The sequence below is a fragment of the Sphingobacterium sp. IITKGP-BTPF85 genome (assembly GCF_001006065.1).
GTDB lineage: Bacteria > Bacteroidota > Bacteroidia > Sphingobacteriales > Sphingobacteriaceae > Sphingobacterium > Sphingobacterium anhuiense.
On sequence record NZ_ASZT02000057.1, the window covers coordinates 1 to 16,731 of the forward strand.

Consider the following 16,731-nt stretch of genomic DNA (forward strand, 5'->3'; position numbering starts at 1 on the left):
TTTTTTCCGTTGGAATCACATGCGATATCCCTTGAATGGCATCCCTGGGACATTCTACCAAAATTATATCTTCTTTTTTAGGCATCTTTTTGAATTTCCCGAGAAATAACCATCTTCTGTATACTCGACGTACCTTCCCCGATTGTACATAATTTTGCGTCTCTAAAGAACTTTTCAGCAGGATAATCTTTTGTAAAGCCATATCCTCCAAAAATCTGAACAGATTCATTAGAAACCGAAACTGCCGTTTCTGAAGCGTATAGCTTTGCCATTGCTCCTATTTTAGAAATGCGTTCACCACGATCTTTCATATATCCAGCTTGACGGGTCAGCAGCTCTGCTGCCTGAATTTCTGTAGCCATCTCTGCAAGCTTAAATCCAACCGCCTGAAATTCAAAAATCTTTTGATTGAACTGTTCTCTTTCATTTGCATACTTTAACGCACATTCATAAGCACCACGAGCAATACCCAATGATAAAGCAGCGATAGAAATACGGCCACCATCCAATAGTTTCAATGCCTGAACAAAACCCTGCCCCTCTTCACCGACCATCTGATCCTGATGAATACGACAATTATCGAAAAACAAACATGCGGTCTCTGAAGCACGCATCCCTAATTTATTTTCCTTTTTACCTGCAGAAAAACCTTCTGTCCCCTTCTCGACAATAAAAGCAGTAACACCCTTTTTGTCACCTTTCTCACCGGTACGGGCAAGTACAACAGCTACGTCCGAGCTTATGGCATGTGTGATGAAGTTTTTAGAACCATTCAGCACAAAATAATCACCGTCGCGAACCGCAACAGTCGCTAATCCTCCAGCATCAGACCCCGAACCCGTTTCTGTTAAACCCCAAGCTCCCAGCCATTCTCCTGTTGCCAATTTTGGTAGATATTTCTGCTTCTGACTTTCATTTGCGAAACTCAATATATGATTTGTACACAATGAATTATGTGCCGCTACCGAAAGTCCTATGGAACCACAAACTTTGGAGATCTCGTCCAAAACGGTTATATACTCCTGGTATCCAAAGCCAGATCCACCATAAGCTTCCGGGACAATAATGCCCATAAAGCCATGCTCGCCGAGCTTCTTAAATAAAGGTGCAGGAAATGTTTGTGCTTCATCCCACTCCATGATGTAGGGACGAATATGAGTTTCAGCAAAGTCTCTAGCACTTTGGCGAATCATCATCATTTGTTGTTCATTTTCAATAAACATAAATGTAATCTTTAATTTATAATTGGAATTCTGTTATTTACAATAATAACAAAATTATAACATCTTTTTTTAGAGAAACTCAAAATATAATGTTAAATTTATCTCATATTATCAAATTCTGAATTTGACATGCTTAAAATCCAATTATAACATGAATGAACTAATTGTAGAGTTAGAACTAAAAAGAGCAGCACTTCGCTTGGGAGGTGGCGAAGATAAAATCAAAAAATTAAAAGCCAAAGGAAAGCTCACTGCATGGGAGCGTGTCGAATACCTCCTAGATGATCACAAAACTTATATTGAAATTGCCCAGTTTGCCGGAGACAATATGTACCCTGAAGAAGGCGGTTGTCCAAATGCAGGTGTTGTCTGTGTTTTAGGGTATGTTAAAGACGAATTATGCGTCATTGTCTCTAATGATGCAACTGTAAAGGCTGGTGCCTGGTTCCCCATTAGCTGCAAAAAAAATCTACGTGCGCAAGAAATTGCTATGGAGAACAAAATTCCCATCATATACCTTGTCGATTCTGCAGGTGTCTTTTTACCGATGCAGGATCAAATATTCCCTGATAAAGAGCATTTTGGACGCATATTTAGAAATAATGCTAAAATGTCCTCTATGGGTATACCTCAAATAGCCGCTATAATGGGCAGTTGTGTTGCGGGAGGTGCCTATTTACCGATCATGTCCGACTACGCATTTATCGTTGAAGGAACCGGCTCTGTATTTTTAGCTGGCCCCTATTTGGTCAAATCTGCTATCGGTGAGACTGTTGATGCCGAAACATTAGGAGGCGCAAGCACACATTCTGTTATTTCTGGCGTTACAGACAATAAATTTCCAGATGAAGCAAGCTGCCTTGATGCTATAAAAGGTGTTATGGATAAACTTGGTGCGCATCCAAAAGCAGGATTTAATCGTAAAGAAGCCAAGGCGCCTTTACGTCAAAGCTCCGAAATCGCAGAAATATTGCCTTTAGATCGCACAAAACCGTATTCCATGCACAAGCTTTTAGAAGTTTTAGTGGACGAAGGTACTTTTGAAGAATATAAACAGGATTATGGCAAAACGATTGTCTGTGGTCTTGCCCGTATTGACGGATGGGCAGTAGGAATCGTTGCAAACCAACGTGAAATTGTTAAAGCAAAGAAACCAGCTGGTGCTGTTGAAATGCAGATGGGTGGGGTAATATACAGTGATTCTGCAGATAAGGCTGCACGCTTTATCATGAACTGTAATCAACAATTAATTCCACTGGTATTTCTGCAAGATGTAACAGGTTTCATGGTCGGTAGTCGCTCCGAACAGGGCGGAATCATCAAAGATGGAGCTAAGATGGTCAATGCGATGGCAAATTCAGTTGTGCCCAAGTTTACCTTTATCATCGGCAACAGTTACGGAGCTGGAAATTATGCGATGTGCGGTAAGGCATACGATCCTAGACTCATATATGCTTGGCCTACGGCGCAGATGGCTGTTATGAGCGGTGCTGCTGCCGGCAATACCCTCTTACAGATTCAAGAATCTGCTTTAAAAGCGAAAGGCATAGATATATCTGAAGAAGAAAAGAACACACTGCTAGATGATATCAAGAAACGTTACTTGGAACAGCTAAGCCCTTACTATGCTGCTGCCCGCATCTGGGTCGATGGCGTAATCAGACCCGATGAGACAAGAACTGTTATTAGCCTTGGTATAGAAGCTGCAAATCATAACCCAATTACAGAACGTTACAATGTCGGTGTGATCCAAACCTGATCCCCTACATCACATTTGCAAAAGTAAAATAGCATAAATAATGCCCCGATTTTTGACCGGGGCATTATTTATTTACATACAGTAATTATTTACATTAATAATAACTACTTACTATCTAATAGTAATTTAACCCAAAAATCAAGAGAATTAGGATCTCTTAATACAGCGACGCTTACTGCCTTCTCTAACGGAGTTCCCATCATAATTTTTTTCACAGGAATCTCCAGTTTCTTACCACTAAGCGTGTAAGGAATGATTGGTACTGCTACAATAGTATCGGGTACATGACGTGGACTATAGCTTTTTCTTAGCTTTAATTTGATAGCCGCTTTCAGCTCATCGGTCAAAGAGACTCCGTCCTCCATCTGCACATACAGGGGCATGGTAGACGTCCCGTCCGCATGATCAAGACAAATAATTAAACTATCGGCAACTTCCGGAAAAGTATTTAATATGTTATAAATTTCAGCAGTCCCGATACGTACCCCACCCCGATTCAAAGTAGCATCAGAACGACCGTAAACGATAATACCCTGATGTTCCGTAAATTTGATCCAGTCGCCATGACACCACACTCCTGGGTATTTTTCAAAATAGCTCTCCTGATACTTTTCATTATGAAGATCATTCCAAAAATATATGGGCATTGATGGCATAGGGAGCGTTATAACCAGTTCACCTACTTCATTTTTCACTGATTCTCCATTTTCATTAAAGGCTTCAATCTTTGACCCTAAGGTTAAACACTGTATTTCACCGGCATAGACAGGTAATAAAGGATTTCCGGATAAAAATGCGCTACAGACATCTGTACCGCCACTCAGTGAAACAATCTGCGCTTGGGGAAATTGCTTTTGTAACCAGGAAAAGGTCTGCGGAGGCAATGGAGAGCCTGTTGAACCAATCGTTTTGGGTTGAAAACGAGGTTGCGTCAATTCAATATGCTGATTGGCGATATAATAGGCGGCACCAGCCCCCACATGGTCAATCTCGTGCTGTCCAATAAAATTCCAAAAAGATAACTTTTCAGGATAGCCCAATGAACCCTCATAAATACAAAGGGTAGCCCCCAGTAATAAGGAAGAAAGCGCATAGTTCCACATCATCCACCCGGTGGTTGCATACCAGATAAATCGCTCCCCCTCTTGCACATTCTGGTGTAAAGCCAATGCTTTTAAATGCTCCAATAAAATACCACCACAGCTGTGCGTAATTGCCTTAGGCTTACCTGTCGTACCAGAAGAGTATAAAATCCAAATTGGATGGTCAAAAGGTACCGCTGTAAAACGCAACGGCACTCCTGTCTCTTGTGATACCGCATCTTTCCAGACCTGTTCATCCACAAAAACGACATCGTGTACCAGACTTTCCAGATTTGAAGATAGATCAATCATTGAAGCTTTAAGATCAAATAATTTGCCGTTATAGCTGTATGCAGCATCTGCGAACAAAAGCTTAGGTGTCACCTGAGAAAATCGTTCCAATATACTTGAAGATCCAAAATCTGGAGAACAGCATGACCAGATAGCGCCAATACTGTTAGCCGCTAAAAAAAGAGCGATAGAAGCGGGACTGTTTCTCAACACACCCACAACACGATCTCCCTTCTCTATACCCTGCCCTATCAAGAACCGCTGCAATGAACTAACCATTCCTTCCAGTTCGTCCCAAGAAATGCTCTGAAGGGGCTTATTCTCTTCCTGGAACAAAAGAGCCGGCCGTTCTGCAGTAGATTTTCGGAAAATATGTTCCGCATAATTTAAAGTGGCACCTTCAAACCATTTAGAACCAATAAATCCTTGTGGAGAAGCTTGAAAAATTTCTTGGTGAGGAGTATGAAAAATTACGTCAAAAAACGCGGCGATATCTTCCCAGAATTCCTCCAGATTTGAAACTGACCAGTCCCAAAGTATAGGATAAGAATCCATCTTAAATTGTCGTTTCTGTTCTACAAATTGCTTAAACTGGTATAAAGAAGATTCCTGTTGATAAGCAACAGAAGGCTTCCAAAGTAAATTACTCATTATTCTGATTCATTTGGTTTGAATCAAATCTAACGAAAATAATGTAAAATAAATCAGCTCAAGAAATTGATTTGTAAACAATAGATGTATTGCTATAATCAGGTTTTAAATCTAATAAAAATGCTAATCAGGGTTGTAGCCATTACGAGAAACATCAATAAATCTAAAAGATTCAAACATAGACATCAGCTTTTATACCCCCGTTAAATCGTGAAGAGAACTCCTTGAAAGTCCGTACAAGTCCATGAAAGTCCGTGAAAGTCCACACTCTACTCGACAACGGCTCTGCATTGATAGGTATTTACTAGGATACACCTCCGCCTTTCGTTCGACTCCTGTTCGACTGTGCTTCGACAAAAAGGCAAACAAATGCCAAACAACTACCGAACATGACCCGAACCAGTCTCCTAGCAGGTCCAAACCATTTTCGAACCACAACCAATGGATACCCGAACAAATGAAATTAAAATGCTGCTTTTTAGATAAGCCCAGAATGGGGAAAGAGTTTAGATTAATACACATCGATGACCGTGTCGTCTTCAACAGGATGTCCAGTACACAGCAGTATCCGGCCATTTTCCACCTCCCGATCTGTCAGCACTTCGTTATAACTCATACGCACTTTTCCTTGGGAGCAATTTGATATACATGTACTGCACATACCCGACTTGCAGGAATATGGAAGCTTAATCTTGTTTTCCAAACCCACATCTAGAATAGATTTATTATAAGGAATATCTAAATGATAGCTTTGACCTTGAAAGTTTAATTTGATGGAGTAAGTCGTCTTATCCACCTCTTTTTCTGTTTCATCATCATCGTCTTCTTCATTTTCAGGAAGCAAAAAGGTCTCCCGTTTGATTTGAGATTCATCAAATCCCATCCCCAACAAAGTGAAACGACACAAGTCCATATAGATCACTGGACCACAGGTGTAAAACAGAACGTCCTGATGTGCAGTTGGCAAATGATTTTTCAAAATGGAAAGGATATAATCTCTATTCAATCGTGCTGTCATCAGATTTTACTATTTGAATAAATCCAAATGATCTGAAGACGATCCGGATATTTTTTTGCCCATTGCTGTAGTTCTTCTTTAAAAGGAGTTACCTCTGGAGAGCTATTGCTATAAGCCAGCACAATCTTTGATTTACTTTCCCGAACCAACGCAGTCTTCAAGATGGAGAATAAAGGAGTGATACCAATACCTGCGGCGAATAAAAATACGGTACGTTCGCTATCTTCAATAGGTTCATAAATAAACAGACCTTGTGGATCTAATGCATCCACAATATCTCCCTCCTGAACTTTATGATGTAAAAAACGGGAAATCTCACCGTTCTCAACCCGCTTAACCGTAATACTTAAGGTTCATCGACATCTGGTGAACTACTAAAAGAATACGATCTCCTCAACTCCCGATTAGCAAATTCAAAAGATAAAGTCAAAAATTGACCAGCTTTATAAGTTGGAAACTCCCCTGATACTGGTTCGAAATTAATGGTTACATTGTGATTTTCACGCGGAATGATGTTCGTAATTCTGAGCTTGTGCATAACCAAAGATAGTATTCACATCGAGTTTTATCAAATCATTAATTGCAATAGGCTATAGGTTAAAAATATAATCTTACTAGCTAGGAAGTAAGTAAAAAATAATTCATGCACATCTAACAAAACTTTACAATAAAAAATTATTACTGTATTCATAAACATCTGTTTGCATTTCAATCAACCTGTTTTTTAAAATAGAATAATTGCTCGTCATTTAAAGGTCTCATTTCAATAAATTAATTTAGATCTATTACAAATAATGTATATTTGTAATAAGGTATGATTATAAAAGCAAAGATAAAACAACATAATGAATGGCTATTTTGGGAAGAACTTCCTGAGATCAGCTCCATCAATACCATTTTATCCGAAAAGCATATTGCAATCAATAAAAGCCCGATAAACATCAGCACCTATCAGATCTTAAGTAGAGGTTTATTTGTGCTCTGTGCAGATATGCGTGTTTCAGCTCCCGTAGATATTATCTCGGAGATAGAAGGCGAAGCTGTCGTGAGCCAATTTATCCTCAGTAAATCAGAATCTGCGCATGGGTTTACTTTCAGTAAACATAACATACGTTACATTCCTTCTCTTTATGAAGAGCATCCGATTCAGAGCAATCAGGACTTTCTGTATTTTATGGTCATCATGACACCTGAACTCTATCAGAATATGATCAGCATACATACGCCACTTCATTTGGAATTCAAAGAAAAGATGAAGGAAAAGAAAGTGATCTCCATTGTCGAAGAAGATCTTTTTGTTACCACAGAAATGAAGGGGATCATTGATAGTATTCGTACCACGACAAATAAAAATGAATTGAAGCAGATATTTGTCAATGCGCGCATTCTCGAACTCATCATGCTTCAGTTTGAACAGTTCAGTTTCATCAGCGATAAACTTACGGATCTTTTAAAGATCGAAGATGTTCAAAAACTGGAAGAGGCACAGCGGATCCTTCGCAATAATTTTGTCAATCCGCCAACACACAAACAATTATCAAAATTAGTATTATTAAATGAGTTTAAACTTCGCAATGGCTTTAAACAACATTTTGGCACTACCATTTACAATTACATCACACGTATCCGAATGGAGGAGGCAAAACGTCTGATTTTAAATGAAAACAAGAACATGTATGAGGTGAGTACGATTGTAGGTTTTAAACATCAGGCTAGTTTTACACATGCATTTAAAAAATATTACGGCTTACTCCCTTCAGAAATAAGCCGTTAATTTACTTTTATACCTTTTGGCCTTGCAATAGCGAACGCATGATTCTAATTCAGGAATACCCGGTTTTCGTTTCCCAAAAGTTGAACAATTAGATTTCCTTGCTTGTCGTAAACTTCCAATGCGTTTACATCACCATCAGTAGAAGGTTTTCTAACCTGCCATATTTGGTCAATCGCATCCATATTAAGATGTAGATTAAACTGTGGATCTAGTACATTAAACCAATTCTCCATCGTTACAAGCTTCGTGATCAATCCCGAATGTATCTGAATACAACCTTTATTGCTAACAAAAACCATGACAGGAACTTGCTGTTCTGATGCCTGGTTTAAGATTTCTGTAAATCGCTCTAATGGCAATTGCTCTGCGAAACCAGAAGGTGCTAAACGTAATGCCTGTGTCCGCTGTAAGCTATATTTACGTAAAATACCAAAGAATTCATGCTATCCTTCATATTAAGCCAATCTGACTGAAAACTATCGACGGCAATCTCCTTATCTGGAATGGAAATATCACTTAAAACTGCGGGAATATTGATTGTAAAATACGTTTGGTCTGCAGCACGATAAGAATTTACAAGTTCTTCATAAACAGCAATCGGATTAGAGTCTTTGGTCAAATAAACTTTATGAACAGCTAATCCTGCTGTATCAAAAAACTGGATACTCAAAAGATCTTTAACTTTTACAGCAAATGCATAGGCCCAATTCTGAATAAAAACGCGTAGGTCAATATCATCATTATGAAATAGTACGACATGCCCCTCATTGGAAGGTGTGGGATACGTTCCTTTTCTTTCATGAACACATGCATCATTACGTGTCAAAGCCATAACATGACCTAAGCGGGGTAATTCCTGCAAAATAGCCCAAATATCATCCTTAAGTAGCACCACATCATCTGACAATTGTGTCAATAGAAGCTGCGCTTCACTTACCTGTAGTGCTTTTGCACAGTCGTAAATCCTTGCCTTAGGATTATCTTTTTTATAATTTTCGTACTTTTCTTTTAATTCCATCGCCAGTTCATGTTTATAATTTGAATTAAATTTTGCTGCCGAATAATGTACTGTACAGGTTTGTACAGACGGTGTCAGCGTAGCCATATCAGTACTCACTTTTGTTTGTACACCAAATATAGCATATATATTTTCAGGCTTGAGCACTTCAATAGGAGCTCCCTCCCACCATTTCCTACCCGATTTGAGCATCAATACACGATCCGCATACTGTGCAACAAGATTCAGTTCATGTAATATGGCAACAACACTAAATCCAACAGCAGTCAAAGCTTTCGCAATGGCTAGTGTTTGATGTTGAAATTGGATATCCATACTCGCAACAGGCTCATCTAATAATAACAAAACGTCTTTCTGATCCCACACCTGTGCCAATACCCTCGCAAAATGAACACGTTGCTGCTCTCCACCCGACAGTTGCTGTATTTTTCTATCGCCCAGATGTTCGACTTCACAGATGCGCATACACTCTGCTATAGCCACGTCGTGTTGCTCCTGAGATGCTTTCAAATGATAGCGTCCCATACGAACGACCTCCTCGACTGTAAACGCCATAGCCATACTATTGGACTGATGTAGGAAAGCTCTCGCATAAGCAAGTTCTTTCAATGAGTAAGAACGAAGTGGTTTGCCCTTAAACAATATTTCTCCCTTTGCAGGTTTCAGATCGGAAGCCAACATACGTAACAAAGATGTTTTTCCGGCTCCATTTGCTCCTACAATTGCGTAAAATTCGCCTTTTTGAATAGAGATATCAATATCCCTTAAAATGGGACGCCCTTTGATTTCGTATGATAGTGATTGTACTTGTAGCATAAACTAGATTTTATTCTTGTCTCTGATCAGGATAAATAAGAAAACTGGAGTACCCAATAATGCTGTAATAACCCCAATAGGAAGTTCCAATGGCTGAATAATTAAGCGCGAAAGCAGATCAGCAAGTGTGAGGACCAATGCTCCGGCAATACTTGATGCCACGAGCACGTAACGATTATCAACCCCACCAATCAACCGGATAGCATGCGGCACTAATAAACCCACGAAGCTGATAACTCCGGAAAATGCAACGGCTGCTCCTACTGCCAATGTTGAAAATAAAATAACAACAATTTTCAACCGGCTTGTATTGACTCCCATCATTTCAGCTTGAGATTCTCCTAAAGCAAATACATTCAATTGTTTTGCAAAAAGAGGTAGAATAACTAAAGAAATCAAAACACAGGGATATAATACTTTAATATTTTCCCATGATGCTCCCGCTAAACTGCCCAATGACCAAAAGGTGATGGAACGTAATTGTTGTTCAGTTGCTAAATAACTTAATAATCCTGTTAAGGCTCCTGCAAATGCATTCATAGCAACACCTGCTAAAAGCATGGTTGCAATATGAGATTTCCCATTGTTCATGGATATACGATAAACAATAAGCACTGTCAATGTTGCTCCTAAAAACGCTGCAAATGCCAGAACGTAATAACCAAGGCTTGCAGAAATCATAGGAAGTAACAAGCCTTCGAAAGAGATAACGAGTGCGGCAAAGAAAGAAGCACCTGAAGAAATTCCCATTAAACCAGGTTCCGCTAATGGATTTCGAAATATACCTTGGATAGCTGCTCCACTGATTCCTAAAGCTGCACCAACTGCTATTCCCATTAGAATTCTAGGCAATCGTATTTGCTCCAAGACATTCACAGTCAGCTCATCTATACCTGATGAAGCTTTAATACCTATCTTATGTAACAGTATAGAGCAAACATCCCAAAAGGAAACCGAAATCGATCCCATCCCTAATGAAAATATGACTACGATAATAAGTAATATGCTGAGTAGCGTGTAAATTAAGGTATTTTTCATTACAGCAACTATTTTCCAAATAATTTTTCGTGCAACTGCTGTATCGCCTGTGGTAAACGCATACTGAAACCGTTTAACAAGGATGCATCCATAGCAATTACTCTTTTATTTTTACCTGCTGTAGTTAAATTAACACCTGGTAATTTCAAAATAGCTTCTTTTCCTCCTAAACTGGACATCCCAAAATCAAATAACAAAATAACTTCCGGATTGGCCTGAACTAAAGCTTCTGTGTTATATGTTTTGTATCCCGTAAAACCTTTCATCACATTTTGAGCACCGGCTAACTTGATTACCGCATCAACAGCAGTTCCTGAACCAGATACACTCATTGCTCCTGCCCCACGTGCATATACAAACATCATTTTAGTTGCTTTACTCGACTTCCCTTTCGCAATTGCAGACTTTAGATCTTTCGATAATTGATCTGCAACCTGATTTCCCTTTGCAGTAACATTTAAAGATTGTCCTACTTTGCGAACCAATCCTGTTAATCCTGCCTCAGAAAATTCTTGTTTAAACAAAACACATGAAATATTCAAGGTCTTAAATTGCGCCAATACAGCCGCACTGACCTCTCCTTCAAAACCTAGTACAATATCTGGACGAAATGAAGCAATTCCTTCAGCCGTAATTGATCTGTTTTTGCTCACTTTGGGAATCTCTTTCACATAACTTGGATAATCGCTTGTCACATCAACAGCCACTAGATTAGCACCTAGCCCTAATGCATCAACAATTTCCGTCAAACTTCCACTTAAGGAAACAATTCTTTTTGGCATGTTGCCTTGTGCTATAGCTACTGTATAGCTAGACCATAAAATGATAATAAGCGCAAAATTATTTAATATTTTCTTCATATAATTTGTTCATTTATGAAGAACAAAAATGGGCTTATTTAAACTAATTACAAATAAAGGGTTCTGTTTGCAATACACTTACACTAATACTCAAGAGTAGATATAAATCACCTAAATACACTGGTAAGCAATAAATTAACTAAACAGTAGGGATCATTATGTCATTTAAATAATATCATATTGCACAAAAATTAATACGCTTTGCACAAATCAAAATACACAATGCATAAATAAACTTTGGCATTTTATGGAGATACTTGTATTATTATTTAGAATTATTACAAATAACTTTGAAGACAACACACTATCTATGCCTGCTATTTAGTTTTCTTTTTCTGATCGGGAAAAGCAATTCAGTGCTTGCACAACAGAATGCGCAATTTCAGGGGCTTATTGTGGATGAATTACAAAGACCGTTGGCAGATGTAAGTATTTTAATCGAACCAGACCGATCTACGACAAAAACAGATAATCGTGGAAATTTCATAGTCAAAAAATTATATGCCGGAACATATACTTATACTTTAAGTGCAATTGGATATGAAACCTTAACTGGCTCTATTGAGTTGATCGCAAAAGATAAGCAGCTACATCGCTTCCAGCTTCATAAATCGAATCAAGTTTTAGATGAAGCATTGGTGACGCAAGAGATTCAAAACCGTCCAACATTAATTGATCCTAAGAACTCTGCCATGCCGGTTACTATTATCGACAGGAAGGCAATTGAACTAATGGGGAGTAGACGTTTGGACGAAGTGTTAAAAGAACAGACAGGTATTGCCATTGTTAACAATACCGCTGGCGGTAACCGTTCTGTAGGTGTGCAGCTGCAGGGATTCTCTAGTGAATACGTCATGATCCTTATTGACGGACAGCCGATGCTCGGCAGAAGTTCCGGTAACTTTGACTTATCACGTATTTCGGTAACAAATATAGAACGTATAGAGATTATCAAAGGGGCTTCTTCTTGTCTTTATGGGAGTGATGCACTGGGAGGAGCGATCAATATCATCACCCGTTTAGGTAAAGTAACTCCTCAAATGCATGCAAATATTAACTATGGAAGTTTCAACGTATTGGATGCAACCTTAGAAGGTGAGACTTCCTTTAATAAAAATAGAGGAACAGCTTTACTCTCTACGAATTACTACCGTACGGATGGTTTTAATACAAACAAAAAATTTCAGTCTAGCGGAACCACGGTCCCACCCTACCAAACTTTTTCCATCCAAGGAAAGTAAGACATCAATTGAAAGATAATCAGCATTTCATTGGCGCTTCAGGGCGTTATAACTATCGCCAATCCGATATGCACCGTGGTTACGGACAAGATTTCAGCACGCTAGATCAACAAAAAGAGACTGACATCAATGCTTCATTGTTCTACGATAGCCGTTGGAATGAACGCTGGAAATCACTTTCTACCTATTACGTATCGCATTATCAATCCGATAATAAAGTAACAGCACAGCAAAACAATGCCAATTTAGCTTCAGACAATTTCACACAGATGGTCCATCGTCTGGAACAACAATTTGCTTATCAGTCAGAAGGCTTAAATGTGACTATGGGACTAGGTGGCGCTATAGAAGCTATGGATCTTGCTGAAAATTTTGACAGCAAAAATCAGAAGAACTTCTTTTTATATACCCAAGCGAATAAAACAATCGGAGAAAAAACCACTGTTGTTGCAGGATTGCGCTATGACCAGACAGACAATTACGGAGGGCGATTAAACCCAAGTTTAGGTGTGACCTATCAATTACTGCCTCAGCTTGCTTTGAAAACAGGTATAGGAACTGGATTTAAAGCTCCTGACTTCAAGACCCGTTATCAGGTGTTTTACAATCCTGCTGCCAATTACTACGTTATCGGCAATGAAGTTTTAAACAGTACTCTGGATGAAATGGATGCCGCAGGACAAATTTCTGAACGTCGCAATTACATCATCAATCAACTTGATGGTAACTTAAAAGCCGAGCACAACACCTCAATCAATGCAGGTTTGACCTGGAAGCCGTTAACGAATACAACAGTAGAAGTCAATGTATTTCGTCATCAGCTTAAAAATCAAATCAATAGTATACAGGTTGCTACAGGTATGCAAAACATGGCGATTTATTCGTATCAAAATTTACCAAAGTCAGTCAATAAAGGATTTGACATATCTTTTTCTACTCGGGTGTTAGAAAAAATCACAATCAATGCAGGCTATCAATACCTGATTGCGAAAGATATGAGTGTTGTTGACAGCATAAAACAAGGGAATTGGCCATTTAATACCTTAAGAGATCCAAAGACCGGAGAGACATTTACGCCAACATCAAAAGACTACTGGGGCTTAGAAAACAGATCTAGACATCAATTCAACATAGGTGCAATTTATCAAGCTCCTTGGAATCTGACAATAAATGCACGTGCTAACTACAGAGGGAAGTATGCATTTTCAGATGCAAATGGCAATCATTTTATTGATCGTTTTGACACATTTGTCAATCAGCATATTCTCTATAATGCAACTATTGAAAAAAAGTTTGACAAACTTCCTTTAACTGTCCGGGTGACTGGAGAAAACCTCGGAAACTATATTAATTATTTAATTCCAGGTCAAATTGGTCGAAGTGTATCCTTTGGCCTATCCTACAGATTAATAAAGTAAAAAGATGAAATTATCCATAAAAATACTCTTTTATAGTTGCATAGCAACAGTGTTTACTTCATGTTTTAAACCTAACATTGAGCCAGACATCTTAGCCGACGGAAAAAGTACGATCATAAAAGATCTTGCTGGTGATGTAAATGCTTATGTCGGAGCTGGTGTCGGTGGCGGAAACCCCAAAGAAACAAGAGACTTTTATACTTTCCTATTTCGGTTTTCAGATCAAAACCAGACTTGGTTAAAAAATCATACCGATTCGGTAACGAACTTTGCAAAAACAAATTGGGATCTTGCCTTTACAGGACAATACAATGGAACACTTTTTATTAATGATGGAACGATGGAAAATAATCCCGCTTACGGAAATCCATCAAGACACCGCGTTGTACTGATTAAAAAGCCATATGACCAAGTCGATTCAGCTCCTGAGGATATTGAATTTGAAAACTCAAAAATAAATGCATTCGGTATTATTATGGATGCCGAGTCGTCAGGCTGGTATGATTATAATATACAGCGTCATCTGGTACAGGCCATGCCTGACCGCACCTATGTCATCCGTTTAAGTAATGGAAAATATGTCAAGCTACAAATGATCAGTGTATATCAGGGTATTCACAATTTTACGCCTATTACTGACCTTTACTGGCCTGCCCCCTACTTTACTTTCCGATATTTCATACAAGAAGATGGAACAAAAAATTTAAAAACGAGTAATTTATAAAATTAATAAGCAAATATCATGTTAAACTTAAAAATCAAAGAAGCCACAAAAAATGGCCATCAAGAGTTAGAAAAAAAAGTTATTTTTAAATTGAAGGCTATTGAAAATAACTTAGATTATGCAGACGTATTGAAATATTTCTATGCTTATTTTAATGCTGCAGAAGGAAACATTGAAGCGGCATTACCAGCAAGCTTAGCGTCTTACTATGCCACACGCAGAAATGCATCACATGTTGCCAAAGATATCATTGAACTTGGTGGTAGTTTAGAAAACTTACCTGAAGTTGTGTTACCGACGATCAGCACAAAAAACCAAGCGATCGGTGCCCTATATGTATTAGAGGGATCTATCATGGGCGGGCCACATATTGTCAAAATGCTTCAACATAGAGGTATTAATTCGGGATTCAACTTTTTTAATGGTTATGGTGACCAATCAATGGAAAAATGGGCGGAGTTTACTGCAATTATCAATGCAGAAGTTGCCGAAAATGACGAGCAAGAAGCTATTGACGCTGCATTAGCGACATTTGAAGCCTTTACCAATACCTTTAATTCAAAAGCAGTTGTCTCGTAATTTTAAATCCGTCTAATCATGAAATCATCACACAAATTAAAAAGTATCCTGTGTGTTAGTGCTATTGCACTGACCTCTTTTCAATTTACAGCTTGTAAAAAAGATAAAGTTGAAGATCCAAAAGAAGAAGAAGTTTTCAAAACTGAAGGACTTAATGTTGCTGTACCGAGTGGTAAAACTATATTTTACGACTTAAAGAAACAAGAAGATGCGACAGAAAGCTCCTATACTTTTAAACTTTCAGGCATGTACGGGTCTCGTTTAGATTTGGGAAACCAAGGTTATCAAATGGGATATTTTGATTTGAAAAATACGAGTATTAAAGATATTAAGTTAACCAATACAGCAGACTTTAACCAATTGGATGTTAAAGAAACGAATTTTTTAACCATAGATGCCTCTACTGCAGGAGAACCGGCAAACGGTCCAACTTGGATTATTTATGACTATAAAAATAATCATGCTGTATACCCGACTGCAGATCGTTATATTGTATTCTACAAAAAATCAGACATCACAAGTGGTGCACAAACTGAAGTCATCATTATGCAAGCAGATAAAGTAACAGCCAAAGATGGAAATGCACGATACCAATTAAAATCGGAATCGCATAACATCAATATCCTCAAAGAAAAAGAGGTAAAAACAGGTACTGTTGCTGTTGCTTCTGGTAAGACAGTATTTTATGATTTATTAAATGATAAAATTACAGAAACTGTCGAAACAAGTCTTGTTAATTTTTCTGGGTTGTCGGGTACTACGCTTAAGCCAAGTACAACAGCTTATAAATTTGGATATTTTGATTTAAAAGGAAAAAGCATTGAAGATATCAAAATCGCGAACTTAAAAGAACTTGATTTCAAAGAAGCAACATCATTAGGATTAGATGCGACTAGCATGGGGCAGCCGGTGACAGGCCCAATATGGGTGGTATACGCAGGTGCTCCTACACATGCTCTACATCCTACTGCTGATCGGTTTGTAGTATTATACAAAGGAACATCCTTATCTGAAAATCCAAATGAAGTCATCATCTTCAAAATAGATGAACTCGTTACTGCAGGGCGAGATGCAACCTTCAAATTGAAAATAAAACAGTTCATAAAATAGACCTAAAAGTCAATTTTTATAATAGCATGAAGCATCTTGATTTGTATCAAGATGCTTTCTTATTTTTAGTACGATGTATGATATCTCCGTGATATTCGGTCTCTTTTTTGAAATCAACTGATTTCAGCA

The 16,731-nt window shown here is 38.3% G+C and carries 16 protein-coding genes; 7 read left to right on the forward strand and 9 right to left on the reverse strand.

Annotated elements, in window-relative coordinates; translation table 11 throughout:
• Nucleotides 1-77: 77 nt before the first annotated feature.
• On the reverse strand, nt 78-1,223 hold the full coding sequence (locus L950_RS12520; protein ID WP_021189893.1) for an acyl-CoA dehydrogenase family protein: 1,146 nt from the start codon (nt 1,221-1,223) through the stop codon (nt 78-80).
• 151 nt (nt 1,224-1,374) lie between these two features.
• Here L950_RS12520 and L950_RS12525 point away from each other — a divergent pair, with 151 nt between their 5' ends.
• A complete protein-coding gene (locus tag L950_RS12525) occupies nt 1,375-2,982 on the forward strand; it encodes an acyl-CoA carboxylase subunit beta (protein WP_021189894.1) in 1,608 nt (535 codons plus the stop codon).
• A 104-nt stretch (nt 2,983-3,086) separates the two neighbouring features.
• Here the strand turns inward: L950_RS12525 and L950_RS12530 are convergent, their stop codons facing one another.
• The 4 genes from L950_RS12530 to L950_RS33135 all read right to left on the reverse strand — a co-directional run bounded on the left by L950_RS12530 (nt 3,087) and on the right by L950_RS33135 (nt 6,562).
• Nucleotides 3,087-5,006, reverse strand: coding sequence for an acetoacetate--CoA ligase (locus L950_RS12530; RefSeq protein WP_021189895.1), 1,920 nt, complete (start codon nt 5,004-5,006; stop codon nt 3,087-3,089).
• Nucleotides 5,007-5,517: 511 nt separating this feature from the next.
• A complete protein-coding gene (locus L950_RS33125; protein WP_231577219.1) occupies nt 5,518-6,024 on the reverse strand; it encodes a flavin reductase family protein in 507 nt (168 codons plus the stop codon).
• Nucleotides 6,024-6,296, reverse strand: a complete 273-nt coding sequence (locus L950_RS33130; RefSeq protein ID WP_231577221.1) for a hypothetical protein — start codon at nt 6,294-6,296, stop codon at nt 6,024-6,026. Before L950_RS33130 ends, L950_RS33125 begins: the two co-directional genes overlap by 1 nt.
• A gap of 74 nt (nt 6,297-6,370) precedes the next feature.
• A complete protein-coding gene (locus L950_RS33135; RefSeq protein WP_231577222.1) occupies nt 6,371-6,562 on the reverse strand; it encodes a hypothetical protein in 192 nt (63 codons plus the stop codon).
• Nucleotides 6,563-6,838: 276 nt separating this feature from the next.
• Between L950_RS33135 and L950_RS12540 the strand changes: the two genes are divergently transcribed.
• Nucleotides 6,839-7,798 (forward strand): helix-turn-helix transcriptional regulator, encoded by a 960-nt coding sequence (locus L950_RS12540; RefSeq protein WP_021189896.1) that lies wholly within the window; start codon nt 6,839-6,841, stop codon nt 7,796-7,798.
• Between the two features lie 44 nt (nt 7,799-7,842).
• Here L950_RS12540 and L950_RS33140 read toward each other — a convergent pair whose 3' ends face one another.
• The 4 genes from L950_RS33140 to L950_RS12555 are packed head-to-tail and all read right to left on the reverse strand — an operon-like array spanning nt 7,843 to nt 11,530.
• Entirely contained in the window at nt 7,843-8,157 is a 315-nt protein-coding gene (locus tag L950_RS33140; protein WP_231577225.1) for a ChuX/HutX family heme-like substrate-binding protein, read from the reverse strand.
• Nucleotides 8,158-8,180: 23 nt separating this feature from the next.
• On the reverse strand, nt 8,181-9,632 hold the full coding sequence (locus tag L950_RS12545) for a heme ABC transporter ATP-binding protein (protein ID WP_021189897.1): 1,452 nt from the start codon (nt 9,630-9,632) through the stop codon (nt 8,181-8,183).
• 3 nt (nt 9,633-9,635) lie between these two features.
• Complete coding sequence (locus tag L950_RS12550; RefSeq protein WP_031288224.1) at nt 9,636-10,670, reverse strand: FecCD family ABC transporter permease; 1,035 nt, start codon at nt 10,668-10,670, stop codon at nt 9,636-9,638.
• Nucleotides 10,671-10,678: 8 nt separating this feature from the next.
• Nucleotides 10,679-11,530 carry a hemin ABC transporter substrate-binding protein gene (locus L950_RS12555; RefSeq protein ID WP_021189899.1) on the reverse strand — a complete coding sequence of 284 codons (852 nt, stop codon included), beginning with the start codon at nt 11,528-11,530 and terminating at the stop codon, nt 10,679-10,681.
• A gap of 290 nt (nt 11,531-11,820) precedes the next feature.
• On the opposite strand from L950_RS12555, the gene L950_RS33145 reads away from it, so the two are divergent.
• The 5 genes from L950_RS33145 to L950_RS12575 are packed head-to-tail and all read left to right on the forward strand — an operon-like array spanning nt 11,821 to nt 16,602.
• A complete protein-coding gene (locus tag L950_RS33145) occupies nt 11,821-12,771 on the forward strand; it encodes a TonB-dependent receptor plug domain-containing protein (RefSeq protein ID WP_156169675.1) in 951 nt (316 codons plus the stop codon).
• An 8-nt stretch (nt 12,772-12,779) separates the two neighbouring features.
• The gene (locus L950_RS33150) at nt 12,780-14,189 is read left to right on the forward strand and encodes a TonB-dependent receptor plug domain-containing protein (RefSeq protein WP_156169676.1); all 1,410 of its coding nucleotides are present in this window, start codon (nt 12,780-12,782) and stop codon (nt 14,187-14,189) included.
• Between the two features lie 4 nt (nt 14,190-14,193).
• Nucleotides 14,194-14,913 carry an HmuY family protein gene (locus tag L950_RS12565; RefSeq protein ID WP_031288225.1) on the forward strand — a complete coding sequence of 240 codons (720 nt, stop codon included), beginning with the start codon at nt 14,194-14,196 and terminating at the stop codon, nt 14,911-14,913.
• 18 nt (nt 14,914-14,931) lie between these two features.
• A complete protein-coding gene (locus L950_RS12570) occupies nt 14,932-15,492 on the forward strand; it encodes a biliverdin-producing heme oxygenase (RefSeq protein WP_021189901.1) in 561 nt (186 codons plus the stop codon).
• Between the two features lie 18 nt (nt 15,493-15,510).
• Nucleotides 15,511-16,602 (forward strand): hypothetical protein, encoded by a 1,092-nt coding sequence (locus L950_RS12575; RefSeq protein ID WP_021189902.1) that lies wholly within the window; start codon nt 15,511-15,513, stop codon nt 16,600-16,602.
• Nucleotides 16,603-16,731: the final 129 nt, after the last annotated feature.

Excerpts from the sequence above, each read along its gene's own strand:
- L950_RS12520 (WP_021189893.1), bottom strand. The coding sequence starts at position 1,223 with ATGTTTATTGAAAATGAACAACAAATGATGATGATTCGCCAAAGTGCT.
- L950_RS12525 (WP_021189894.1), top strand. The coding sequence starts at position 1,375 with ATGAATGAACTAATTGTAGAGTTAGAACTAAAAAGAGCAGCACTTCGC.
- L950_RS12530 (WP_021189895.1), bottom strand. The coding sequence starts at position 5,006 with ATGAGTAATTTACTTTGGAAGCCTTCTGTTGCTTATCAACAGGAATCT.
- L950_RS33125 (WP_231577219.1), bottom strand. The coding sequence starts at position 6,024 with ATGACAGCACGATTGAATAGAGATTATATCCTTTCCATTTTGAAAAAT.
- L950_RS33135 (WP_231577222.1), bottom strand. The coding sequence starts at position 6,562 with ATGCACAAGCTCAGAATTACGAACATCATTCCGCGTGAAAATCACAAT.
- L950_RS12540 (WP_021189896.1), top strand. The coding sequence starts at position 6,839 with ATGATTATAAAAGCAAAGATAAAACAACATAATGAATGGCTATTTTGG.
- L950_RS12545 (WP_021189897.1), bottom strand. The coding sequence starts at position 9,632 with ATGCTACAAGTACAATCACTATCATACGAAATCAAAGGGCGTCCCATT.
- L950_RS12550 (WP_031288224.1), bottom strand. The coding sequence starts at position 10,670 with ATGAAAAATACCTTAATTTACACGCTACTCAGCATATTACTTATTATC.
- L950_RS12555 (WP_021189899.1), bottom strand. The coding sequence starts at position 11,530 with ATGAAGAAAATATTAAATAATTTTGCGCTTATTATCATTTTATGGTCT.
- L950_RS12565 (WP_031288225.1), top strand. The coding sequence starts at position 14,194 with ATGAAATTATCCATAAAAATACTCTTTTATAGTTGCATAGCAACAGTG.
- L950_RS12570 (WP_021189901.1), top strand. The coding sequence starts at position 14,932 with ATGTTAAACTTAAAAATCAAAGAAGCCACAAAAAATGGCCATCAAGAG.
- L950_RS12575 (WP_021189902.1), top strand. The coding sequence starts at position 15,511 with ATGAAATCATCACACAAATTAAAAAGTATCCTGTGTGTTAGTGCTATT.